Here is a 20,284-nt window from a genome sequence, read left to right as displayed (position 1 = left end):
CCCGCCTAGCGCCGCCAGCGGCGCATCAAACGGCTTTTCAGCCCGGTATCAAAGCGCCAGATATGATCGAAGATGCGCATGATGCCGGGTTTGCCGTAGGCGGACATCGCCACCGCGTGGAAACGTTGCTGGTGGCTTTGCTGCTGCTGTTTCACCTTCTTTATTACCTCCTCCGGCAACCGCTGGGCAATAAAATCGGAAATGATCACCGCATCGGCGTCGAACCAGCCGCTCTCCGCCATTTTGGTGACGGTGGCGTTCAGGCAGGCCGCCAGATCGGTGCCGCCACGAAACTGCTGGCCGAGAAAGCGCACTGCCTGCTCGATGCCGCTGGCGGCGGTGAGTTCGTAATGCACGATCTGGTTGGCGAACAGCATGATATAGCAGCGGCGGTTGTCCGCCAGCGCAATGCGCAGCAGCGCCAGACAGAACGCCTTGGCGCACTGTTCGTTGAAACCGCCCATCGATCCGGAGGTGTCCACGCAGACGATAAACGGCCCGCGCGGCTGTTGATCCTGCTGCTGGTGAGTGACCTGGCGGATCAGGATCTGTTCCTGCCAGACGTCGCCCTGCAGACGGTAGCTCAGCAGCCGCTTTTCCAACAGGCGGCGATAAAACTCGAATTCCAGCTCTTCAATCCCCAGCGTCGCCAGCTCCGGCGGCAGCAGGCGCAGGATGTCGTCGCTCTGATGAATGCCGCTCACTTCTTCCGGCAGCGTGGCCGGCACCTGCACCATGACCCTGAACGGCTCCGGCTGCGCGTCCTGTTGCTGCACCGCCTTGGCCTGATAGCTGCGGCCCAGCTGTTGCGCCAGTTTTTTCAGCTCCGGCTGCTGCTGCAAAAAGTTACCGTACTCCACCAGCCGCTGATAATCGCCACGCTGCAGCTGGCCTTTGCTCATGTCCCACAGCCTGCCGGCGGCGGTGTCGTTTTCCGACAGCAGCGGTTCCAGCGCGCCGCTCAGCGCCAACCGCTCCTGCAGTTCCGCCATCAGCTGCTCGCGCTCTTGTTCCAGCAGTTGGTGGTGCAGCATGGTGGCCTGCAGCGTCAGGCTGATGCGCCAGCGCTGCAGAAACAGCGTTTGAAAGCTGTCGTCCAGCGGATGATTGGGCAGATCGGCGGCGTCCACCAGCGCGCGCGCCTGTTCATAAAACGGTGAGACCAGCTGGCGCAGCAGCTCCATGGTGTCGTTGAGGTTGTGATAGAACTGGGTGTTGTTCTCCAGCTGGCACTGCTGGTAGCGATAGAATTCCTGCGCCAGCGCCGGCGGCACCATCGCCTCCTGCAGACGCTCCTTGAGCTGCAGCTTCCAATGCGGCAGATCGCGATCCAGCGCTCGGCGAAGGGCCGGAAACTTTTTAAAGAATACCGACAGCTGCGGCGCCGCCAGCATGCCGACGATCATCTCCTCGATCATCTCGCCTTCGGTGATCGCCAGCAGCAGATCGAGCGTCTCCAGACTGAGCATGGTTACTGGCCGCGCATTTGCTGCAGTTGCTGTTTAACCTGTTCCGCGACCTGCAGCAGACTGGCTTCGATCTTGGCCAGGCCGGCGGCGGGGGTGAACAGACAGGGCTGATGTTGGCTGAAGGCGCGGCGCTGCTCCGCCAGGCGCTGGGCCAATGCGTCCATTTCATCCAGCAGCGCCTGCGGCGTGGCGGTGGCCTGTTTGCCCGGCAGCGCCAGTAATGACGGCTGGCGGCTGACGTCCAACACCGTCAGGTGCAGTTGGTCATCCACTTCCAGGTCGATCGGCTGCGCAAAGCCGATGCCGTTCAGCTTGGCGCGCACGTCGCCGCCTTTTTGCAGCCAGTTGTCCAGCGCGCTGCTTTCGATGCTCAGATGGTTGACCTGAATGTCATGCAACTGCAGCGGCTTTTGCAACAGCAGAGTGAGGGTGCCGCCGGCGAACGGCGTGGCCGGCGCGTATTGCGGTTTGCGGCTGAACATGCCGCCTTTTTTCACCAGGCTGATGGCCTGCCGGTCGCTTTGTTGCTGCTGGTCCTGCAACCAGCGGGTGTGGATCTGTTGCAACTGGATCAGCATCGACTGCTGCTGATAGGCCGACTCGGTCAGCAGCTGATCTATCTGCTGTTGCAGCAGCTTCAGCGAGGTGAGATCGTGCCACAGGCAGTCTTTCAACAGCATCAGATCGAGCGGGGCGATGGCGTCGCGCCCGCTGAAGAAGGCGCAGGCCTGCAGCAGGCGCAGGGCTTTTTTCCAGCGTCGATCGGAGACGTACGGCGCCTGCTCCAGTGCGTCCAGCCGCTGGCGCAGTTGGAAAATCAGCTCAAAGCAGGCTTCCGGCAGCGTGACTTTGTCGATCAGCGGCTGCCACTGCAGAAACTCTTCGTCGCTGATGCTCAGCGCCGCCGGCACCGGGTTTTGGCTTTCGCTCTGGCGGTTGACCAGCAGCGAGCGGAAATTCTGTTTATCCTGCACCTTGTCCAGCCACAGGCGGATCAGCATGCGGTCATATAAGGCTTCGAGGCTGTTGTCCGCTTCGGGCAGTTCGTTGGAGGCGGTGACCAGCAGGCGCAGCGGGATCGGTTCTTCGCTGTTGCCGTTGCGAAAGCGTCGTTCGTTGATCGCCGTCAGCAGGGTGTTGAGGATCGCCGGGCCAGCCTTCCAGATCTCGTCCAGAAACACGATCTCCGCTTCCGGCAGATAGCCGGCGGTCAGACGCTGATAGCGCCCCTCATCTTTCAGCGCCTGGATAGAGAGCGGGCCGAAGACCTCTTCCGGCGTGGAAAAACGCGTCATCAGGTATTCAAAGGAGCGGGCGTTGCGGAAGGCAAACTTCAGCCGGCGCGCGATCAGGCTCTTGGCGATGCCGGGCGGGCCGAGCAGGAATACGCTTTCGCCGCTCAGCGCCGCCAGCAGGCACAGACGGATTGCCTCTTGCCGCTCATAAAGACCGCTCTCCAGCGCGCTGCTGAGGCGGGAAATTCGTTCTGCCAGAAGGGATGATGGCGTCATATAATTGTCGCATTGTCCGAGAGTTAGCCAATCTTGGTCGATAATCCGATGATAAACCACCATTATTTTTAGTGGTATAGCCCGTTGATTAGTAATATTTTTCTACGTTAAGCCGGATATTCGGTTCACATTTTGTTTATTTTTCGGCTCTGATATAAGGGTAGGCAAGCGGTATAAATGGTGCATACTGTGCGGCTTTCTGGTGGGCGTGACGGATCTTTGAGCCCGTATTTTGCCTGATGCGGATGCATCGCTAACGGATGTTCTGATAAAGAAACGAATTATGAGCGCAGAGCATAAGCAGTCCTTATCGGCGGTAACCCTGGCTGCCATCGGCGTGGTCTACGGTGATATCGGTACCAGCCCTCTCTATACGCTGAGAGAGTGTTTCTCCGGCCATTACGGCTTCGATGTTCGTCCAGACGTGGTTTTCGGCTTCCTGTCGCTGATTTTCTGGATGCTGATCGTGATCGTTTCCCTCAAATATCTCACCTACGTGATGCGCGCGGACAACGCCGGCGAGGGCGGTATTCTGACGCTGATGTCGCTGGCCGGGCGCAATACCTCGGCGCGCACCACGGCGGTGCTGGTGATACTGGGTCTGATCGGCGGCAGCTTCTTCTATGGCGAGGTGGTGATCACCCCGGCGATATCGGTGATGTCGGCGATAGAAGGGTTGGAAATCGCCGCCCCTGCGCTCGATGCCTATATCGTGCCGCTCTCCATTCTGGTGTTGACGCTGCTGTTCGTCATTCAAAAGCACGGCACCGGCAGCGTCGGCAAGCTGTTCGCCCCGGTGATGCTGCTGTGGTTCATCGTGTTGGCGGTGCTGGGCGCGCGCAGCATCATATCGAACCCGGAAGTGCTGCAGGCGCTGAACCCCAAATGGGCGCTCAACTTCTTTATGGAATATAAGAAGGTATCGTTCTTTGCGTTAGGTGCGGTGGTGCTGTCGATCACCGGCGTTGAGGCGCTGTATGCCGACATGGGGCACTTCGGCAAGTTCCCGATCCGCCTGGCCTGGTTCACCGTGGTGCTGCCTTCGCTGGTGCTCAACTACTTCGGCCAGGGCGCGCTGCTGCTGAAAAATCCGGAGGCGATCAAAAACCCGTTCTTCCTGTTGGCGCCTGACTGGGCGCTGATCCCGCTGCTGATTCTGGCGACCCTGGCGACGGTGATCGCTTCGCAGGCGGTGATTTCCGGCGTCTTCTCGCTGACTCGCCAGGCGGTGCGCCTGGGCTATCTGTCGCCGATGCGCATCATTCACACCTCGGAAATGGAATCCGGCCAGATCTACATTCCGGTGATCAACTGGACGCTGTACATCTCGGTGGTGCTGGTGATCATCGGCTTCGAGCACTCCAGCAACCTGGCGGCGGCGTACGGCATCGCCGTCACCGGCACCATGGTGCTGACCAGCATTCTGGTCACTTCGGTGGCGATTAATAACTGGCACTGGAACCGCTTCCTGGCGATCGGCATCGTAACCATCTTGCTGATCATCGACGTGCCGATGTTCTCTGCCAACGCCCTGAAGCTGTTCTCCGGCGGCTGGTTACCGCTGACCCTGGCGCTGGTGATGTTCATCATTATGACTACCTGGAAGAGCGAGCGCTTCCGCCTGCTGCGCCGCCTGCATGAACACGGCAACTCGCTGGAGGCGATGATTGCCTCGCTGGAGAAATCGCCGCCGGTACGGGTGCCGGGCACCGCGGTCTTCTTGTCGCGCGCCACCAACGTCATTCCTTTTGCGCTGTTGCACAACCTGAAGCACAACAAGGTGCTGCACGAGCGCGTGGTGCTGCTGACGCTGCGCACCGAGGATGCGCCTTACGTGCACAACGTGCGCCGGGTGACCATCGAGCAGCTGTCGCCGACCTTCTGGCGGGTGGTGGCCAGCTACGGCTGGCGCGAAACGCCGAACGTCGAGGAGGTGTTCCACCGCTGCGGGCTGGAAGGGTTGCCGTGCCGCATGTCGGAGACGTCGTTCTTCATGTCCCATGAATCGCTGATCCTCACCAAGCGGCCGTGGTACCTCTACCTGCGCGGCAAACTGTTCGTCGCCCTGAGCCGCAATGCCCTGCGCGCGCCGGATCAGTTCGAAATCCCGCCGAACCGGGTCATCGAACTCGGTACGCAGGTCGAGATCTAATCCGCCTGACAGGGGCTCAGCATGGCTGAGCCCCTTTTGTTTGCGCTTTCTCCGTGCGCGAACGAAACGTTTCGATGACGATCACACTTCTGCATTGTCCGGGTTGCCTTCCCCTGCCGTTTTTTTACACTCCTCCAGAGAGCGAAACGTTTCGCTAGCGGAGTGAGAAGATGAAAAAAGGCGTATTACTGAATTCCGACGTGTCTGCCGTGATTGCCCGGCTGGGGCATACCGATCAGCTCACCTTGTGCGATGCGGGTTTGCCGATACCGGCGGCGACGCAGCGCATCGATCTGGCGCTGACGCAGGGCGTGCCGACCTTCATGCAGGTGTTCGCGGCGGTCACGCAAGAGATGCAGGTAGAAAGCGCCATCCTGGCGGAAGAAATCGTGAAACAAAATCCGTCGCTCCACGAGGCATTGTTGGCTGAACTGACCGCACTGGGCCAACGCCAGGGCAATACCATCGGCGTGCGTTATATCAGCCATCAGGCGTTTAAAGCGCAAACCGAGCACAGCCGGGCGGTGATCCGCAGCGGGGAGTGTTCGCCTTACGCGAACGTGATCCTGTGCGCCGGCGTAACTTTCTGAGGCGTTTATGCAACCTTTACTGCAACTGAAAGGGATTGATAAAGCCTTTCCCGGCGTGAAGGCGCTTTCCGGCGCCGCTCTCAGCGTTTATCCCGGCAAGGTGATGGCGCTGGTGGGGGAAAACGGCGCCGGGAAGTCCACCATGATGAAAGTGCTGACCGGCATCTACCAGAAAGACGCCGGCAGCCAGTATTTTCTCGGTAAAGAGGTGGCGTTCAACGGGCCTAAAGATTCGCAGGAAGCGGGCATCGGCATTATTCATCAGGAACTGAACCTGATCCCGCAGCTGACGATTGCGGAAAACATCTTCCTCGGCCGCGAGTTCGTCAACCGTTTCGGCCGCATTGACTGGAAGCGCATGTACGCCGAGGCCGATCGCTTGCTGGCGCGCCTCAACCTGCGCTACAGCAGCCACCGGCTGGTGGGCGAGCTGTCGATTGGCGATCAGCAGATGGTAGAGATTGCCAAGGTGCTGAGCTTCGAATCGAAAGTGATCATCATGGACGAACCGACCGATGCGCTGACCGACACCGAAACCGCCTCGCTGTTCAAGGTGATCAACGAGCTGAAGGCCGAAGGGCGCGGCATCGTCTATATCTCACACCGTCTGAAAGAGATCTTTGAAATCTGCGACGACGTGACGGTATTTCGTGACGGGCAGTTCATCGCCGAGCGGCCGGTGAGCGAGCTGCAGGAAGATTCGCTGATTGAAATGATGGTCGGTCGCAAGCTGGAAGAACAATACCCGCGCCTTGATTTACCGCGCGGGGAAAAGCGGCTGGAAGTCAGTCATCTTTCCGGACCCGGCGTTGAAGACGTCAGCTTTACGCTGTATCGCGGTGAGATCCTCGGCGTGGCCGGCTTGATGGGCGCCGGGCGCACCGAATTGATGAAGATTCTGTACGGCGCCGCGCCGCGCAAGGCCGGCACCGTCAACCTCGACGGCCGCGAGGTAGTCACCTATTCGCCGCAGGATGGATTGGCGAACGGCATCGTCTATATCTCGGAAGACCGTAAGCGCGACGGCCTGGTGCTGGGCATGTCGGTAAAGGAAAACATGTCTCTGACCGCGCTGCGCTACTTCAGCCGCGCCGACGGCAGCCTGAAACAGGCCGACGAGCGGCAGGCGGTGGGGGACTTCATCCGCCTGTTCAATATCAAAACGCCGTCGATGGAGCAGCCGATAGGTCTGCTTTCCGGCGGTAATCAGCAGAAAGTGGCGATCGCCCGCGGCCTGATGACCCGGCCGAAGGTGCTGATCCTCGATGAGCCGACGCGCGGCGTCGATGTCGGGGCGAAAAAAGAGATCTATCAGTTAATCAACCAGTTCAAGCAGGAAGGGCTGAGCATCATTCTGGTGTCTTCGGAAATGCCGGAGGTGATGGGCATGAGCGATCGCATTCTGGTGATGCACGAAGGGCATCTCAGCGGCGAGTTCCCGATTGAACAGGCCACCCAGGAAGCGTTGATGGCGGCAGCCGTCGGCAAGCAATACGGCGTAAAGCAGGAGTAATCAGATATGAGTTCCCAGACTATCGCAGCTAAGCGCTGGTTCAGTAAAGAATGGCTGTTAGAGCAGAAGTCGTTGATTGCGCTGCTGGTGCTGATCGCCGTGGTCTCTTCCATGAGCCCGAACTTCTTCACCCTGAACAACCTGTTCAATATTCTGCAGCAGACCTCGGTCAACGCCATCATGGCGGTGGGGATGACGCTGGTGATCCTCACTTCCGGCATCGATCTATCGGTGGGATCGCTGCTGGCCCTGACCGGCGCGGTGGCGGCGTCGATCGTCGGCTTTGAAGTCAACGCGCTGGTGGCGGTGGCGGCGGCCTTGGCGCTGGGCGCCGCGATTGGCGCCTGCACCGGGGTGATCGTCGCCAAAGGCAAGGTACAAGCCTTTATCGCTACGCTGGTGATGATGCTGCTGCTGCGCGGCGTCACTATGGTGTACACCAACGGCAGCCCGATCAATACCGGTTTCACCGACGTGGCCGACACCTTTGGTTGGTTCGGCATCGGCCGTCCGCTGGGTGTGCCTACACCGATCTGGATCATGGCGATCGTGTTCATCGCCGCCTGGTATATGCTGCACCATACGCGCCTGGGCCGCTATATTTATGCCCTGGGCGGCAATGAAGCGGCGACCCGCTTGTCCGGCATCAGCGTCGATAAAGTGAAAATTATCGTCTATTCGCTGTGCGGCCTGCTGGCGGCGCTGGCGGGGGTGATCGAAGTGGCGCGCCTCTCGTCGGCGCAGCCGACCGCCGGCACCGGCTATGAGCTGGACGCCATCGCCGCCGTGGTGCTGGGCGGCACCAGCCTGGCCGGCGGCAAGGGACGCATCGTCGGCACGCTGATCGGGGCGCTGATCCTCGGTTTTCTGAATAATGGCCTGAATTTACTGGGTGTTTCTTCCTACTACCAAATGATCGTGAAGGCAGTGGTGATACTGCTGGCGGTTCTGGTAGATAACAAAAGCAACAAGTAACCTCCCCCTACAGGAATCACGATGATGAAAATGAAAAAACTGGCAACCTTAGCTTCCGCCATCGCGTTGAGCGCCACTCTGAGCGCCAATGCCATGGCCAAAGACACCATCGCGCTGGTGGTGTCCACCCTCAACAACCCGTTCTTCGTCTCGATGAAGGATGGGGCGCAGCAAGAGGCCAACAAGCTGGGCTATAACCTGGTGGTGCTGGATTCCCAAAACAACCCGGCGAAAGAGCTGGCCAACGTGCAGGATCTGATGGTGCGGGCGCCCAAGCTGCTGTTGATCAACCCGACCGACTCCGATGCGGTGGGCAACGCCATCAAGATGGCCAACCAGGCTAAGATCCCGGTCATCACGCTGGACCGCGTGGCGAGCAAGGGTGAAGTGGTGAGCCATATCGCTTCGGATAACCGCGTGGGCGGCAAAATGGCCGGCGACTTCATCGCCAAGAAAGCGGGCGCCGACGCCAAGGTGATTCAGCTGGAAGGCATTGCCGGCACCTCCGCCGCGCGTGAACGCGGCGAAGGCTTCAAACAGTCGCTGGATCAGAATAAATTCAAACTGTTGGCCAGCCAGCCGGCCGATTTCGACCGCACCAAGGGCCTGAACGTGATGCAGAACCTGCTGACCGCTCACCCGGATGTGCAGGCGGTATTTGCCCAGAACGATGAAATGGCGCTGGGCGCGCTGCGTGCGCTGCAAACCGCCGGTAAAACCGACGTGATCGTGGTAGGCTTCGACGGCACCGCCGACGGCGTGAAAGCGGTTGAAGGCGGCAAGCTGGCGGCGACCGTGGCGCAGCGTCCCGATCAGATCGGCGTGATAGGCGTGGAAACCGCCGATAAAGTGCTGAAAGGCGAAAAAGTGCCGGCGACCATTCCGGTCGATTTGAAACTGGTCACTCAGTAAGTCATACCAGCGCCATCGGGACGGGGCGTTTACGATGGCGCGCAATTCAGGAATCAATGCGATGGAAACAGGTAAGCTGGTGGTTCTGGGCAGCATCAATGCCGACCATATCCTCAATATTGAACAATTCCCCCACCCGGGCGAAACGGTGATCGGGAAGCAGTATAAGGTGGCGTTTGGCGGCAAGGGCGCGAATCAGGCGGTGGCGGCCGGGCGCAGTGGGGCGGAGATCGCCTTTATCGCCTGCGTGGGCGCCGACGATATCGGCGAGCGTGCCCGCCGGCAGCTGGCGAGCGATCGCATTGATACCCAACCGATTGAAGCCATCGCCGACAGCACCACCGGCGTGGCGCTGATCTTCGTCAACGCCGAAGGCGAGAACGTGATCGGCATCAATGCCGGCGCCAACGCCGCGGTGACGCCGGACTACCTGGCGCGCTACCGGCAAAAAGTCATCGACGCCGACGCCCTGCTGATGCAGCTGGAGTCGCCGCTGGAGACGGTGATCGCCGCCGCCCGCCTGGCCAAGCAACATCAAACGCAGGTGATCCTCAACCCGGCCCCGGCGCGCGAGCTGCCGGACGAGCTGCTGGGGATGATTGATATGATCACCCCGAATGAAACCGAAGCGCAGCGCCTGACCGGCATCGCCGTGGACAGCGACGCCGATGCGGCGCGCGCGGCGCAGGCGCTGCACGACAAAGGCATCGCGACGGTGATCATCACCCTCGGCAGCCGCGGCGTGTGGCTGAGCGAAAACGGCAACGGCAAACGGGTGCCCGGCTTCAAAGTGCAGGCGGTGGACACTATCGCCGCCGGCGATACCTTTAACGGCGCGCTGGTGACCGCCCTGCTGGAAGGTAGAATCATGGCCGACGCGGTGCGTTTCGCCCATGCGGCGGCGGCGATCGCCGTCACCCGCCCCGGCGCGCAGCCTTCAGTGCCCTGGCGTGAAGAGATCGACGCCTTCTTGCAGCAACAGGGGTGATCCTTTGGCCACCATGAAAGATGTCGCCCGCCTGGCGGGCGTTTCAACCTCTACCGTTTCGCATGTGGTCAACAACAATCGCTTTGTCAGCGACAGTGTGCGCGACAAGGTCATGGCGGCCGTAGAACAGCTGAACTATGCGCCTTCTGCGCTGGCGCGCAGCTTGAAGCTCAATCAGACGCGTACCATCGGCATGTTGGTGACCGCCAGCAACAACCCGTTTTATGCCGAAGTGGTACGCGGCGTGGAGCGCAGCTGCTATGAGCGCGGCTACAGCCTGATTCTGTGCAATACCGAAGAAGACGCCGCGCGCATGAACCGCAGCATGGAGACGCTGCTGCAAAAGCGCGTCGACGGTTTGCTGCTGATGTGCACGGAAAACCATCGGCCATCGCAGGACGCCCTGAGCCGCTACCCGTCATTGCCGATCGTGATGATGGACTGGGCGCCGTTCGAGGGCGCCAACGACATTATTCAGGATAACTCGCTGCTGGGCGGCGAGATGGCGACCGATCATCTGATCGCCCGCGGCTACCGCAAGATCGCCTGCATCGCCGGCCCGCAGGACAAAACCACCGCCCGTCACCGGCTGGAAGGCTATCGCAATGCGATGCGGCGCGCCGGATTGCCGATCCCGCCAGGGTATGAAGTGCATTGCGACTTTGAGTTTGAAGGCGGCGTGAACGCCATGCGCCAACTACTGGCGCTGGACGAGCCGCCGCATGCAGTGTTTGCCGGCAACGACGCGGTGGCGGTAGGCGTTTATCAGGCGCTGTATCAGGCCGGGCTTTCCGTGCCGCAGGATATGGCGGTGATGGGGTATGATGACATTGAACTGGCGCGTTATCTGGCACCGCCGCTGAGCACCATTCATCAACCGAAGGATTCGCTGGGCGAGCTGGCGATCGATGCGCTGATCAACCGCCTGCAAAACCCGGAGCGCGCTCCCCAGGTGCTGGTGCTGACGCCCGAGCTGGTGGAACGCGCCTCGGTGGGCCGCCGTTAACTGGCCGCCTTCGCTTCTTTCTTGCTTTCCTGGCCGCTGATCAAGTTGCGGCCATCTTTCCTTCTCAGCAACATAAATACCAGCGCCGACGCCACGGTGACGATCCCCATGGTGATAAAGGTGTAATGGAAGTGGTCGATCATAGTGCCTAACGACAGGGATTCGTAAAAACGCAGCACCGCCGCGCTGATCGCTACGCCGAAACTGATGGACAGCTGTTGGGTGACCGCCAGGACGCTGTTGCCGGCGCTGGCGTTGGCGTCGTTCAAATCCGCCAGGCTGATGGTATTCATGGCGGTGAACTGGGTGGACATCGCCATGCCCAGTACGAACAGCGGCAGGATCATCAGCCACAGCGGCATGCCTGGGCTCTGCAGGGCGAACTGCGCGATCAGCGCTCCGATGATAACGGTGATGCCGACCAGCGTTTTACGGTAGCCGAACCAGCGAAGCACCTGAGTGACGGTGGATTTCGCCATCAGCGAGCCGATGGCGGTCGGCGCCATCATGCAGCCGGCGACGATCGCCGTGTAGCCGAATCCCACCTGCAGCATGAGCGGCATCAAAAACGGCACGCAGCCGGTGCCCAACCTGGATGCGACGTTGCCGGCGATGCCGACAGAGAAGGTGCGGGTTTTGAACAGGTCGAGGCCGATCAGCGGCTGAGGATGACGGCGTGCGTGCGCGATGTAGCCGAACAGCATCACGAAGCCGCTGAGCAGAATGCCCAGCGAAACGTAGCTCGCCAGCACCCGCTCGCCAAACAGTTCCAGCCCGGTAGAGATCAGCACCAGACTCAGGCCGAACAGCATAAAACCAAGGAAATCGAAGCGGCGTTTGGGCGTGGTGAAGTCCGGCATGTATTTGCGCGCATAGAAGATGCCGAGCAGACCGATAGGGATATTGATCAGGAAAATCCAGTGCCAGGTGGCGTAGGTTACCAGCCAGCCGCCCAGCAGCGGCCCGAGAATCGGCCCGACCAGGCCGGGCATGGTGACGAAGTTCAGCACCGGCAGCAGTTCGCTGCGCGGGTAGGCGCGCAGCAGCGCCAACCGCGCGACCGGCATCATCATCGCGCCGCCGATGCCCTGCAGCACGCGAGAGGCGACCAGCACGCTCAACGTGGGGGAGAGGGCGCACAATAGCGAACCGAGGGTGAATAACGTGACGGCGAAGATGAATATCCGTCGAGTGCCGAAGCGATCCGCCAGCCAGCCGCTGACCGGGATCAGCATCGCCACCGTCAGCGTGTAGCTGATGACGGCCGATTGCATCGCCAGCGGCGAGTGCCCGAGGCTGTGGGCGATCGCCGGCAGCGCGGTGTTGAGGATAGTGGCGTCCAGCGCCTGCATAAAGAACGCCATTGCGGCGATCCACGGGAGTCCTGCCATACTGCGCGCGGATTGGGTCATGGTCGGTCCTGGTTAAATGGTCGTCTGTCCCTCGTCTCTTTCTTCTATATATAAGCGGGGGAGCGTGTCTAGTCTTTCTCTTTCAGCAGCACCTGGCAGGCGACGAGTGCGCCTGCGCTGTCTCCGGCGAGTATCGCATCGACGATAGCCTGATGATGGCGCAGCTTGATCACTTCATTGCCGGTGATGGCGCGGAAGTAGCTTTGGTACACCGAACTGAACAGGTTGGCGAACGAGGTCAGGAACGGGTTGCCGCTGGCCTCGTAGATAAGCTGGTGGAATTGGGTATCGACCTGGATCCAACGCTCGCGATCAAACTGGGTATGCAGCGCGCGCATTTCCGCCATCAGCCCCGCCAGCAACTTGGTTTGTTGCGGGCTGGCGTGGTTTGCCGCCAACGCGCAGGCCTGCGGCTCCAGCGAGGTGCGCAAGATAAGGAAGTGTTGCATCACCTGATCGAAGTTTTCCCGCGTCATCCACCAGGTCAGTAAATCTTGATCGAGGAAATTCCATTGGCTTTGCGGCATCACGCGGGTGCCAATGCGCGGGCGCGGCAACAACATGCCTTTGGCGGCTAACATCTTTACCGCTTCGCGCACCGCGGTGCGGCTGACGCCGAATTGCTCGCCCAGTTCCATTTCGCCAGGTAGGATGCTGCCGGCCTGATAATCGCCTGCCAGAATTTGTTGGCCGAGTTTTTCTGCAAGCAGATAAGAAAGATTGCGTTGGGCGGCCTGTTGTTGTGCATTTAACGGCATGGCTGCGGATCCTTACTGACATCGTTATTTCTATTTTACTCCAGTGATCGCCAGCTTTTATGGCTGTTTACCTGAAAAAGTGACATTAATTCGCCGCTTTTTCGCCCTTTTGTTGAAAAAAATCCGCGCTTGAAAARGTTTTTTTGCAATTAGGGGGTTGCGGCCTGCCGAGAACTCCCTATAATGCGCCTCCACTGACCGGGAACAACGACTGACAAGCCGCCGGGTTAGCGAGAAGAAAGCGAAATAAACGCTTGACTCTCCGGGCGAAAAGCGTAGTCGCATAACTTCGTATAGCATACATTATACGAAGTTATACGAATAAACGCTTGACTCTCCGGGCGAAAAGCGTAGTATACGCAGCCCGCGCCGATGAGTTTCTCGGCACTGCTCTTTAACAATTTATCAGACAATCTGTGTGGGCACTCCACAAGACGATATCCAGCATCTTCGGATGCAAAAAAATATCAAGTCTTGAAGAGTGACTAACTGAAGTAAAATTCATGCAGTAAATCTTTGAGCATCGCTTCTCGAGTGGAAGCAAATCAAGCTTTTAATTGAAGAGTTTGATCATGGCTCAGATTGAACGCTGGCGGCAGGCTTAACACATGCAAGTCGAGCGGTAGCACAGGGGAGCTTGCTCCCTGGGTGACGAGCGGCGGACGGGTGAGTAATGTCTGGGAAACTGCCTGATGGAGGGGGATAACTACTGGAAACGGTAGCTAATACCGCATAACGTCGCAAGACCAAAGAGGGGGACCTTCGGGCCTCTTGCCATCAGATGTGCCCAGATGGGATTAGCTAGTAGGTGGGGTAATGGCTCACCTAGGCGACGATCCCTAGCTGGTCTGAGAGGATGACCAGCCACACTGGAACTGAGACACGGTCCAGACTCCTACGGGAGGCAGCAGTGGGGAATATTGCACAATGGGCGCAAGCCTGATGCAGCCATGCCGCGTGTGTGAAGAAGGCCTTCGGGTTGTAAAGCACTTTCAGCGAGGAGGAAGGTGGTGAGCTTAATACGTTCATCAATTGACGTTACTCGCAGAAGAAGCACCGGCTAACTCCGTGCCAGCAGCCGCGGTAATACGGAGGGTGCAAGCGTTAATCGGAATTACTGGGCGTAAAGCGCACGCAGGCGGTTTGTTAAGTCAGATGTGAAATCCCCGGGCTCAACCTGGGAACTGCATTTGAAACTGGCAAGCTAGAGTCTCGTAGAGGGGGGTAGAATTCCAGGTGTAGCGGTGAAATGCGTAGAGATCTGGAGGAATACCGGTGGCGAAGGCGGCCCCCTGGACGAAGACTGACGCTCAGGTGCGAAAGCGTGGGGAGCAAACAGGATTAGATACCCTGGTAGTCCACGCTGTAAACGATGTCGATTTGGAGGTTGTGCCCTTGAGGCGTGGCTTCCGGAGCTAACGCGTTAAATCGACCGCCTGGGGAGTACGGCCGCAAGGTTAAAACTCAAATGAATTGACGGGGGCCCGCACAAGCGGTGGAGCATGTGGTTTAATTCGATGCAACGCGAAGAACCTTACCTACTCTTGACATCCAGAGAACTTTCCAGAGATGGATTGGTGCCTTCGGGAACTCTGAGACAGGTGCTGCATGGCTGTCGTCAGCTCGTGTTGTGAAATGTTGGGTTAAGTCCCGCAACGAGCGCAACCCTTATCCTTTGTTGCCAGCGGTTCGGCCGGGAACTCAAAGGAGACTGCCAGTGATAAACTGGAGGAAGGTGGGGATGACGTCAAGTCATCATGGCCCTTACGAGTAGGGCTACACACGTGCTACAATGGCGTATACAAAGAGAAGCGACCTCGCGAGAGCAAGCGGACCTCATAAAGTACGTCGTAGTCCGGATTGGAGTCTGCAACTCGACTCCATGAAGTCGGAATCGCTAGTAATCGTAGATCAGAATGCTACGGTGAATACGTTCCCGGGCCTTGTACACACCGCCCGTCACACCATGGGAGTGGGTTGCAAAAGAAGTAGGTAGCTTAACCTTCGGGAGGGCGCTTACCACTTTGTGATTCATGACTGGGGTGAAGTCGTAACAAGGTAACCGTAGGGGAACCTGCGGTTGGATCACCTCCTTACCTAAAGATATTAGTTCGCGTGGCGTGCTCACACAGATTGTCTGATAGAAAGTAACGAGCAGAAATACCTTTATAGGCTTGTAGCTCAGGTGGTTAGAGCGCACCCCTGATAAGGGTGAGGTCGGTGGTTCAAGTCCACTCAGGCCTACCACTTCTCATGAAGTGGAAAAGGTACTGCGCGTGACTGTATGGGGCTATAGCTCAGCTGGGAGAGCGCCTGCCTTGCACGCAGGAGGTCAGCGGTTCGATCCCGCTTAGCTCCACCATATAGTCCGGTATTTCAATACTTCAGAGTATATTGGCGACAGTATGCTGCGAAGTATTTTGCTCTTTAACAATCTGGAACAAGCTGAAAATTGAAACATGACGGCTGAAATTTATCCCTCCGTAGAAGYWYYGGGATAAAGAGTAACCTGTCATAGAGTCTCTCAAATGTTTGCAGCRCGAACGATGGAAACATCTTCGGGTTGTGAGGTTAAGTGACTAAGCGTACACGGTGGATGCCTAGGCAGTCAGAGGCGATGAAGGGCGTGCTAATCTGCGAAAAGCGTCGGTAAGGTGATATGAACCGTTATAACCGGCGATACCCGAATGGGGAAACCCAGTGTGTTTCGACACACTATCATGTCATGAATACATAGTGGCATGAGGCGAACCGGGGGAACTGAAACATCTAAGTACCCCGAGGAAAAGAAATCAACCGAGATTCCCCCRAGTAGCGGCGAGCGAACGGGGAKGAGCCCAGAACCTGAATCGGCTTGTGTGTTAGTGGAAGCGTCTGGAAAGTCGCGCAGCAAAGGGTGATAGCCCCGTACACTAAAATGCACAGGTCGTGAGTTCGATGAGTAGGGCGGGACACGTGACATCCTGTCTGAATATGGGGGGACCATCCTCCAAGGCTAAATACTCCTGACTGACCGATAGTGAACCAGTACCGTGAGGGAAAGGCGAAAAGAACCCCGGCGAGGGGAGTGAAATAGAACCTGAAACCGTGTACGTACAAGCAGTGGGAGCACCTTCGTGGTGTGACTGCGTACCTTTTGTATAATGGGTCAGCGACTTATATTTTGTAGCAAGGTTAACCGTATAGGGGAGCCGTAGGGAAACCGAGTCTTAACTGGGCGATTAGTTGCAAGGTATAGACCCGAAACCCGGTGATCTAGCCATGGGCAGGTTGAAGGTTGGGTAACACTAACTGGAGGACCGAACCGACTAATGTTGAAAAATTAGCGGATGACTTGTGGCTGGGGGTGAAAGGCCAATCAAACCGGGAGATAGCTGGTTCTCCCCGAAAGCTATTTAGGTAGCGCCTCGTGAACTCATCTTCGGGGGTAGAGCACTGTTTCGGCTAGGGGGCCATCCCGGCTTACCAAACCGATGCAAACTCCGAATACCGAAGAATGTTATCACGGGAGACACACGGCGGGTGCTAACGTCCGTCGTGAAGAGGGAAACAACCCAGACCGCCAGCTAAGGTCCCAAAGTCATGGTTAAGTGGGAAACGATGTGGGAAGGCATAGACAGCCAGGATGTTGGCTTAGAAGCAGCCATCATTTAAAGAAAGCGTAATAGCTCACTGGTCGAGTCGGCCTGCGCGGAAGATGTAACGGGGCTAAACCATGCACCGAAGCTGCGGCAGCGACGCTTAGCGTTGTTGGGTAGGGGAGCGTTCTGTAAGCCGTTGAAGGTGGCCTGTGAGGGTTGCTGGAGGTATCAGAAGTGCGAATGCTGACATAAGTAACGATAAAGCGGGTGAAAAGCCCGCTCGCCGGAAGACCAAGGGTTCCTGTCCAACGTTAATCGGGGCAGGGTGAGTCGACCCCTAAGGCGAGGCTGAAAAGCGTAGTCGATGGGAAACAGGTTAATATTCCTGTACTTGGTGTTACTGCGAAGGGGGGACGGAGAAGGCTAGGCTGGCCGGGCGACGGTTGTCCCGGTTTAAGCGTGTAGGGGGTGTGACCTGGTAAATCCGGTTGCATACTAACCCTGAGGCGTGATGACGATGCACTACGGTGCAGAAGTAGTTGATGCCCTGCTTCCAGGAAAATCCTCTAAGCTCCAGGTAACATTAAATCGTACCCCAAACCGACACAGGTGGTCAGGTAGAGAATACCAAGGCGCTTGAGAGAACTCGGGTGAAGGAACTAGGCAAAATGGTGCCGTAACTTCGGGAGAAGGCACGCTGGCATGTAGGTGAAGTCCCTTGCGGATGGAGCTGAAGCCAGTCGAAGATACCAGCTGGCTGCAACTGTTTAATAAAAACACAGCACTGTGCAAACACGAAAGTGGACGTATACGGTGTGACGCCTGCCCGGTGCTGGAAGGTTAATTGATGGGGTCAGCCGCAAGGCGAAGCTCTTGATCGAAGCCCCAGTAAACGGCGGCCGTAACTATAACGGTCCTAAGGTAGCGAAATTCCTTGTCGGGTAAGTTCCGACCTGCACGAATGGCGTAATGATGGCCAGGCTGTCTCCACCCGAGACTCAGTGAAATTGAACTCGCTGTGAAGATGCAGTGTACCCGCGGCAAGACGGAAAGACCCCGTGAACCTTTACTATAGCTTGACACTGAACATTGAGCCTTGATGTGTAGGATAGGTGGGAGGCTTTGAAGCGTGGACGCCAGTCTGCGTGGAGCCATCCTTGAAATACCACCCTTTAATGTTTGATGTTCTAACTCGGCCCCGTGATCCGGGGTGAGGACAGTGTCTGGTGGGTAGTTTGACTGGGGCGGTCTCCTCCCAAAGAGTAACGGAGGAGCACGAAGGTTAGCTAATCACGGTCGGACATCGTGAGGTTAGTGCAAAGGCATAAGCTAGCTTGACTGCGAGAGTGACGGCTCGAGCAGGTACGAAAGTAGGTCTTAGTGATCCGGTGGTTCTGAATGGAAGGGCCATCGCTCAACGGATAAAAGGTACTCCGGGGATAACAGGCTGATACCGCCCAAGAGTTCATATCGACGGCGGTGTTTGGCACCTCGATGTCGGCTCATCACATCCTGGGGCTGAAGTAGGTCCCAAGGGTATGGCTGTTCGCCATTTAAAGTGGTACGCGAGCTGGGTTTAGAACGTCGTGAGACAGTTCGGTCCCTATCTGCCGTGGGCGTTGGAAGATTGAGAGGGGTTGCTCCTAGTACGAGAGGACCGGAGTGAACGCACCACTGGTGTTCGGGTTGTCATGCCAATGGCATTGCCCGGTAGCTAAGTGCGGAAAAGATAAGCGCTGAAAGCATCTAAGCGCGAAACTTGCCTCAAGATGAGTCTTCCCTGGRCCTTTAAGGYCCCTGAAGGAACGTTTAAGACTAAGACGTTGATAGGCTGGGTGTGTAAGTGCAGCGATGCATTGAGCTAACCAGTACTAATGATCCGTGAGGCTTAACCTTACAACACCGAAGGTGTTTTTAGAGAGATTTTCAGCGAAGTTCCGAGATTGGTTCTGATGGCGACACGAGAGTGAAGCGGTTGGAATGAAACAGAATTTGCCTGGCGGCAATAGCGCGGTGGTCCCACCTGACCCCATGCCGAACTCAGAAGTGAAACGCCGTAGCGCCGATGGTAGTGTGGGGTCTCCCCATGCGAGAGTAGGACACTGCCAGGCATCAWATAAACAATAAGCCCTGAACTGACGTTCAGGGCTTTTTGCTATGCGTAAAACGTAAAAAAGCGCAGCTACGCTGCGCCTTTCAACCACTCGACAATAAAGTCGGCGATGTTTTCCGGTTGATTGAGATCCAGCTGCTTAGCTGAGATGGATAGTGGTCGGTCGCTGGCTACCGCCACGACAAACTGATCCAACATGTCTTCCAACGGTTTGCCGATCTTGGCCCGATAAAGCAGGATTTTGCTGACCGGCTCATGTTTAAACCCTTCAACAAGAATCAAATCGATCTTATCGGCATCAAAACGCTCTGCCAGGTAGCGTAGATCCAAAGGTTGTTGCTCCGGCGTTTCGGTCATTAATGCCCAGCGGCGATCGCTGGCGACCAGCGTTTGCTCGGCGCCCGCTTTACGCAGCTCATAGCTGTCCTTACCTGGCGTATCCACATCCATGTCGTGATGCGTATGTTTGATCAGTCCAATCCTTACCTGGCGTTGTTTCAGCAACGGGATCAGCTGTTTGAGCAGGGTGGTTTTCCCCGTTCCGCTGTAGGCGCCGATGGCCAGCAAGGGGGGCAATGAACGATTCATTTCTTTAGCTCTCGTGTTTGCTGCCAATGTAGGCAGTCTTCCGGCGTATTCAGGTTATGAAATGCCGCTTGTTGTCCGCTGAACACCACGCGTTGTGCGTTAATCTGATGCAAGAACAGCATCAGCTTGCGTTCACCGCGCGCCAGATAGTCGGCCAGCTGCGGCGCTAGTTGGGTATGCAGTAACGCCAGCGTAGGGTGATCACGTTCGCCATCGCTGGCAAAGGCAGCCGGCGCTGCGCCTTTTTGCCGCCAGAGTTGTGCCACTAAGTCAGCGGGAAAGTCGGGGACATCACAAGGGACGAAGGCCACCCATTCGCTGGAAGATTGCTTGAGTCCGGCCAGCATACCGGCCAACGGCCCGGCGAAATCGGGCGTCAGATCGCCAATCACCGGCAAACCGCTCGCCTGGTAACATGCCTGATTGCGATTGGCGCTGATGACGATGGAAGCCACCTGCGGCCGTAACCGAGCCAATATGTGTTGATAGAGTGCGATACCACCAATCGACACCAGGCCTTTGTCTTCACCGCCCATACGCGTGGCCCGTCCACCGGCCAAAATGACGCCGCTGATTTCTTTATGCATCTCGTTTATCCCGCCTTGTCGATGGGCTGATTGTAGCGCTAAAGCCGGCGTGACATCAGGATTTACCTTTATTGACAAGCCGGTTCTTTCACTGTGTGGGTAAGCCTGTTACTTTGTGAGTTTATTCAT

General features: G+C 57.6%; 13 protein-coding genes, 2 tRNA genes and 3 rRNA genes. 12 read left to right on the top strand and 6 right to left on the bottom strand.

Going from position 1 to position 20,284, the window contains the following annotated elements:
- Positions 1-5 precede the first annotated feature (5 nt).
- Positions 6-1,469, bottom strand: a complete 1,464-nt coding sequence (viaA, locus tag L085_RS04440; protein WP_044030152.1) for an ATPase RavA stimulator ViaA — start codon at positions 1,467-1,469, stop codon at positions 6-8.
- 2 nt (positions 1,470-1,471) lie between these two features.
- On the bottom strand, positions 1,472-2,980 hold the full coding sequence (ravA, locus tag L085_RS04435) for an ATPase RavA (RefSeq protein WP_144240647.1): 1,509 nt from the start codon (positions 2,978-2,980) through the stop codon (positions 1,472-1,474).
- 283 nt (positions 2,981-3,263) lie between these two features.
- On the opposite strand from ravA, the gene kup reads away from it, so the two are divergent.
- The 7 genes from kup (at position 3,264) to rbsR (ending at position 11,116) form a co-directional block, all read left to right on the top strand.
- A complete protein-coding gene (kup, locus tag L085_RS04430; protein WP_015379467.1) occupies positions 3,264-5,132 on the top strand; it encodes a low affinity potassium transporter Kup in 1,869 nt (622 codons plus the stop codon).
- 170 nt (positions 5,133-5,302) lie between these two features.
- Complete coding sequence (gene rbsD / locus L085_RS04425) at positions 5,303-5,722, top strand: D-ribose pyranase (RefSeq protein ID WP_033645162.1); 420 nt, start codon at positions 5,303-5,305, stop codon at positions 5,720-5,722.
- A gap of 7 nt (positions 5,723-5,729) precedes the next feature.
- Complete coding sequence (rbsA, locus tag L085_RS04420) at positions 5,730-7,235, top strand: ribose ABC transporter ATP-binding protein RbsA (RefSeq protein ID WP_044030149.1); 1,506 nt, start codon at positions 5,730-5,732, stop codon at positions 7,233-7,235.
- A gap of 6 nt (positions 7,236-7,241) precedes the next feature.
- Positions 7,242-8,210 carry a ribose ABC transporter permease gene (rbsC, locus tag L085_RS04415; protein ID WP_033652333.1) on the top strand — a complete coding sequence of 323 codons (969 nt, stop codon included), beginning with the start codon at positions 7,242-7,244 and terminating at the stop codon, positions 8,208-8,210.
- A 24-nt stretch (positions 8,211-8,234) separates the two neighbouring features.
- Positions 8,235-9,122 (top strand): ribose ABC transporter substrate-binding protein RbsB, encoded by an 888-nt coding sequence (gene rbsB, locus L085_RS04410; RefSeq protein ID WP_028128068.1) that lies wholly within the window; start codon positions 8,235-8,237, stop codon positions 9,120-9,122.
- Positions 9,123-9,183: 61 nt separating this feature from the next.
- On the top strand, positions 9,184-10,110 hold the full coding sequence (gene rbsK / locus L085_RS04405) for a ribokinase (protein WP_044030147.1): 927 nt from the start codon (positions 9,184-9,186) through the stop codon (positions 10,108-10,110).
- Between the two features lie 4 nt (positions 10,111-10,114).
- On the top strand, positions 10,115-11,116 hold the full coding sequence (rbsR, locus tag L085_RS04400; RefSeq protein WP_044030146.1) for a ribose operon transcriptional repressor RbsR: 1,002 nt from the start codon (positions 10,115-10,117) through the stop codon (positions 11,114-11,116).
- Here rbsR and mdtD read toward each other — a convergent pair.
- Together mdtD and L085_RS04390 are read right to left on the bottom strand one after the other, a co-directional pair.
- Positions 11,113-12,528 carry a multidrug transporter subunit MdtD gene (gene mdtD / locus L085_RS04395; RefSeq protein WP_044030145.1) on the bottom strand — a complete coding sequence of 472 codons (1,416 nt, stop codon included), beginning with the start codon at positions 12,526-12,528 and terminating at the stop codon, positions 11,113-11,115. The genes rbsR and mdtD overlap by 4 nt on opposite strands.
- A 68-nt stretch (positions 12,529-12,596) precedes the next feature.
- Complete coding sequence (locus tag L085_RS04390; protein WP_004933751.1) at positions 12,597-13,286, bottom strand: FadR/GntR family transcriptional regulator; 690 nt, start codon at positions 13,284-13,286, stop codon at positions 12,597-12,599.
- Positions 13,287-13,840: 554 nt separating this feature from the next.
- On the opposite strand from L085_RS04390, the gene L085_RS04385 reads away from it, so the two are divergent.
- The 5 genes from L085_RS04385 to rrf all read left to right on the top strand — a co-directional run bounded on the left by L085_RS04385 (position 13,841) and on the right by rrf (position 18,978).
- Positions 13,841-15,382 (top strand): 16S ribosomal RNA (locus tag L085_RS04385).
- Between the two features lie 74 nt (positions 15,383-15,456).
- Positions 15,457-15,533: transfer RNA gene (locus tag L085_RS04380), tRNA-Ile, on the top strand.
- Positions 15,534-15,572: 39 nt separating this feature from the next.
- Positions 15,573-15,648, top strand: a tRNA-Ala gene (locus L085_RS04375).
- Positions 15,649-15,855: 207 nt separating this feature from the next.
- Positions 15,856-18,763, top strand: a 23S ribosomal RNA gene (locus L085_RS04370).
- Between the two features lie 99 nt (positions 18,764-18,862).
- Positions 18,863-18,978 (top strand): 5S ribosomal RNA (rrf, locus tag L085_RS04365).
- Together the 16S, 23S and 5S rRNA genes with 2 tRNA genes alongside form the textbook arrangement of a ribosomal RNA operon.
- A 71-nt stretch (positions 18,979-19,049) precedes the next feature.
- Here the strand turns inward: rrf and mobB are convergent.
- Both mobB and mobA read right to left on the bottom strand, forming a co-directional pair.
- The gene (mobB, locus tag L085_RS04360; RefSeq protein WP_044030144.1) at positions 19,050-19,568 is read right to left on the bottom strand and encodes a molybdopterin-guanine dinucleotide biosynthesis protein MobB; all 519 of its coding nucleotides are present in this window, start codon (positions 19,566-19,568) and stop codon (positions 19,050-19,052) included.
- Entirely contained in the window at positions 19,565-20,155 is a 591-nt protein-coding gene (gene mobA, locus L085_RS04355; RefSeq protein ID WP_044030142.1) for a molybdenum cofactor guanylyltransferase MobA, read from the bottom strand. The genes mobB and mobA overlap by 4 nt, the downstream gene beginning before the upstream one ends.
- Positions 20,156-20,284: the final 129 nt, after the last annotated feature.

This window comes from Serratia sp. FS14, assembly GCF_000695995.1.
Taxonomy (GTDB): Bacteria; Pseudomonadota; Gammaproteobacteria; order Enterobacterales; family Enterobacteriaceae; genus Serratia; species Serratia nematodiphila.
Note: the sequence above shows the minus strand (reverse complement) of the source record. Positions and strands in the feature narration are given on the sequence as shown.

Bases quoted from the DNA above. Each gene is read 5' to 3' on its own strand.
- viaA (WP_044030152.1), bottom strand. From the start codon at position 1,469: ATGCTCAGTCTGGAGACGCTCGATCTGCTGCTGGCGATCACCGAAGGC.
- ravA (WP_144240647.1), bottom strand. From the start codon at position 2,980: ATGACGCCATCATCCCTTCTGGCAGAACGAATTTCCCGCCTCAGCAGC.
- kup (WP_015379467.1), top strand. From the start codon at position 3,264: ATGAGCGCAGAGCATAAGCAGTCCTTATCGGCGGTAACCCTGGCTGCC.
- rbsD (WP_033645162.1), top strand. From the start codon at position 5,303: ATGAAAAAAGGCGTATTACTGAATTCCGACGTGTCTGCCGTGATTGCC.
- rbsA (WP_044030149.1), top strand. From the start codon at position 5,730: ATGCAACCTTTACTGCAACTGAAAGGGATTGATAAAGCCTTTCCCGGC.
- rbsC (WP_033652333.1), top strand. From the start codon at position 7,242: ATGAGTTCCCAGACTATCGCAGCTAAGCGCTGGTTCAGTAAAGAATGG.
- rbsB (WP_028128068.1), top strand. From the start codon at position 8,235: ATGAAAATGAAAAAACTGGCAACCTTAGCTTCCGCCATCGCGTTGAGC.
- rbsK (WP_044030147.1), top strand. From the start codon at position 9,184: ATGGAAACAGGTAAGCTGGTGGTTCTGGGCAGCATCAATGCCGACCAT.
- mdtD (WP_044030145.1), bottom strand. From the start codon at position 12,528: ATGACCCAATCCGCGCGCAGTATGGCAGGACTCCCGTGGATCGCCGCA.
- L085_RS04390 (WP_004933751.1), bottom strand. From the start codon at position 13,286: ATGCCGTTAAATGCACAACAACAGGCCGCCCAACGCAATCTTTCTTAT.
- mobB (WP_044030144.1), bottom strand. From the start codon at position 19,568: ATGAATCGTTCATTGCCCCCCTTGCTGGCCATCGGCGCCTACAGCGGA.
- mobA (WP_044030142.1), bottom strand. From the start codon at position 20,155: ATGCATAAAGAAATCAGCGGCGTCATTTTGGCCGGTGGACGGGCCACG.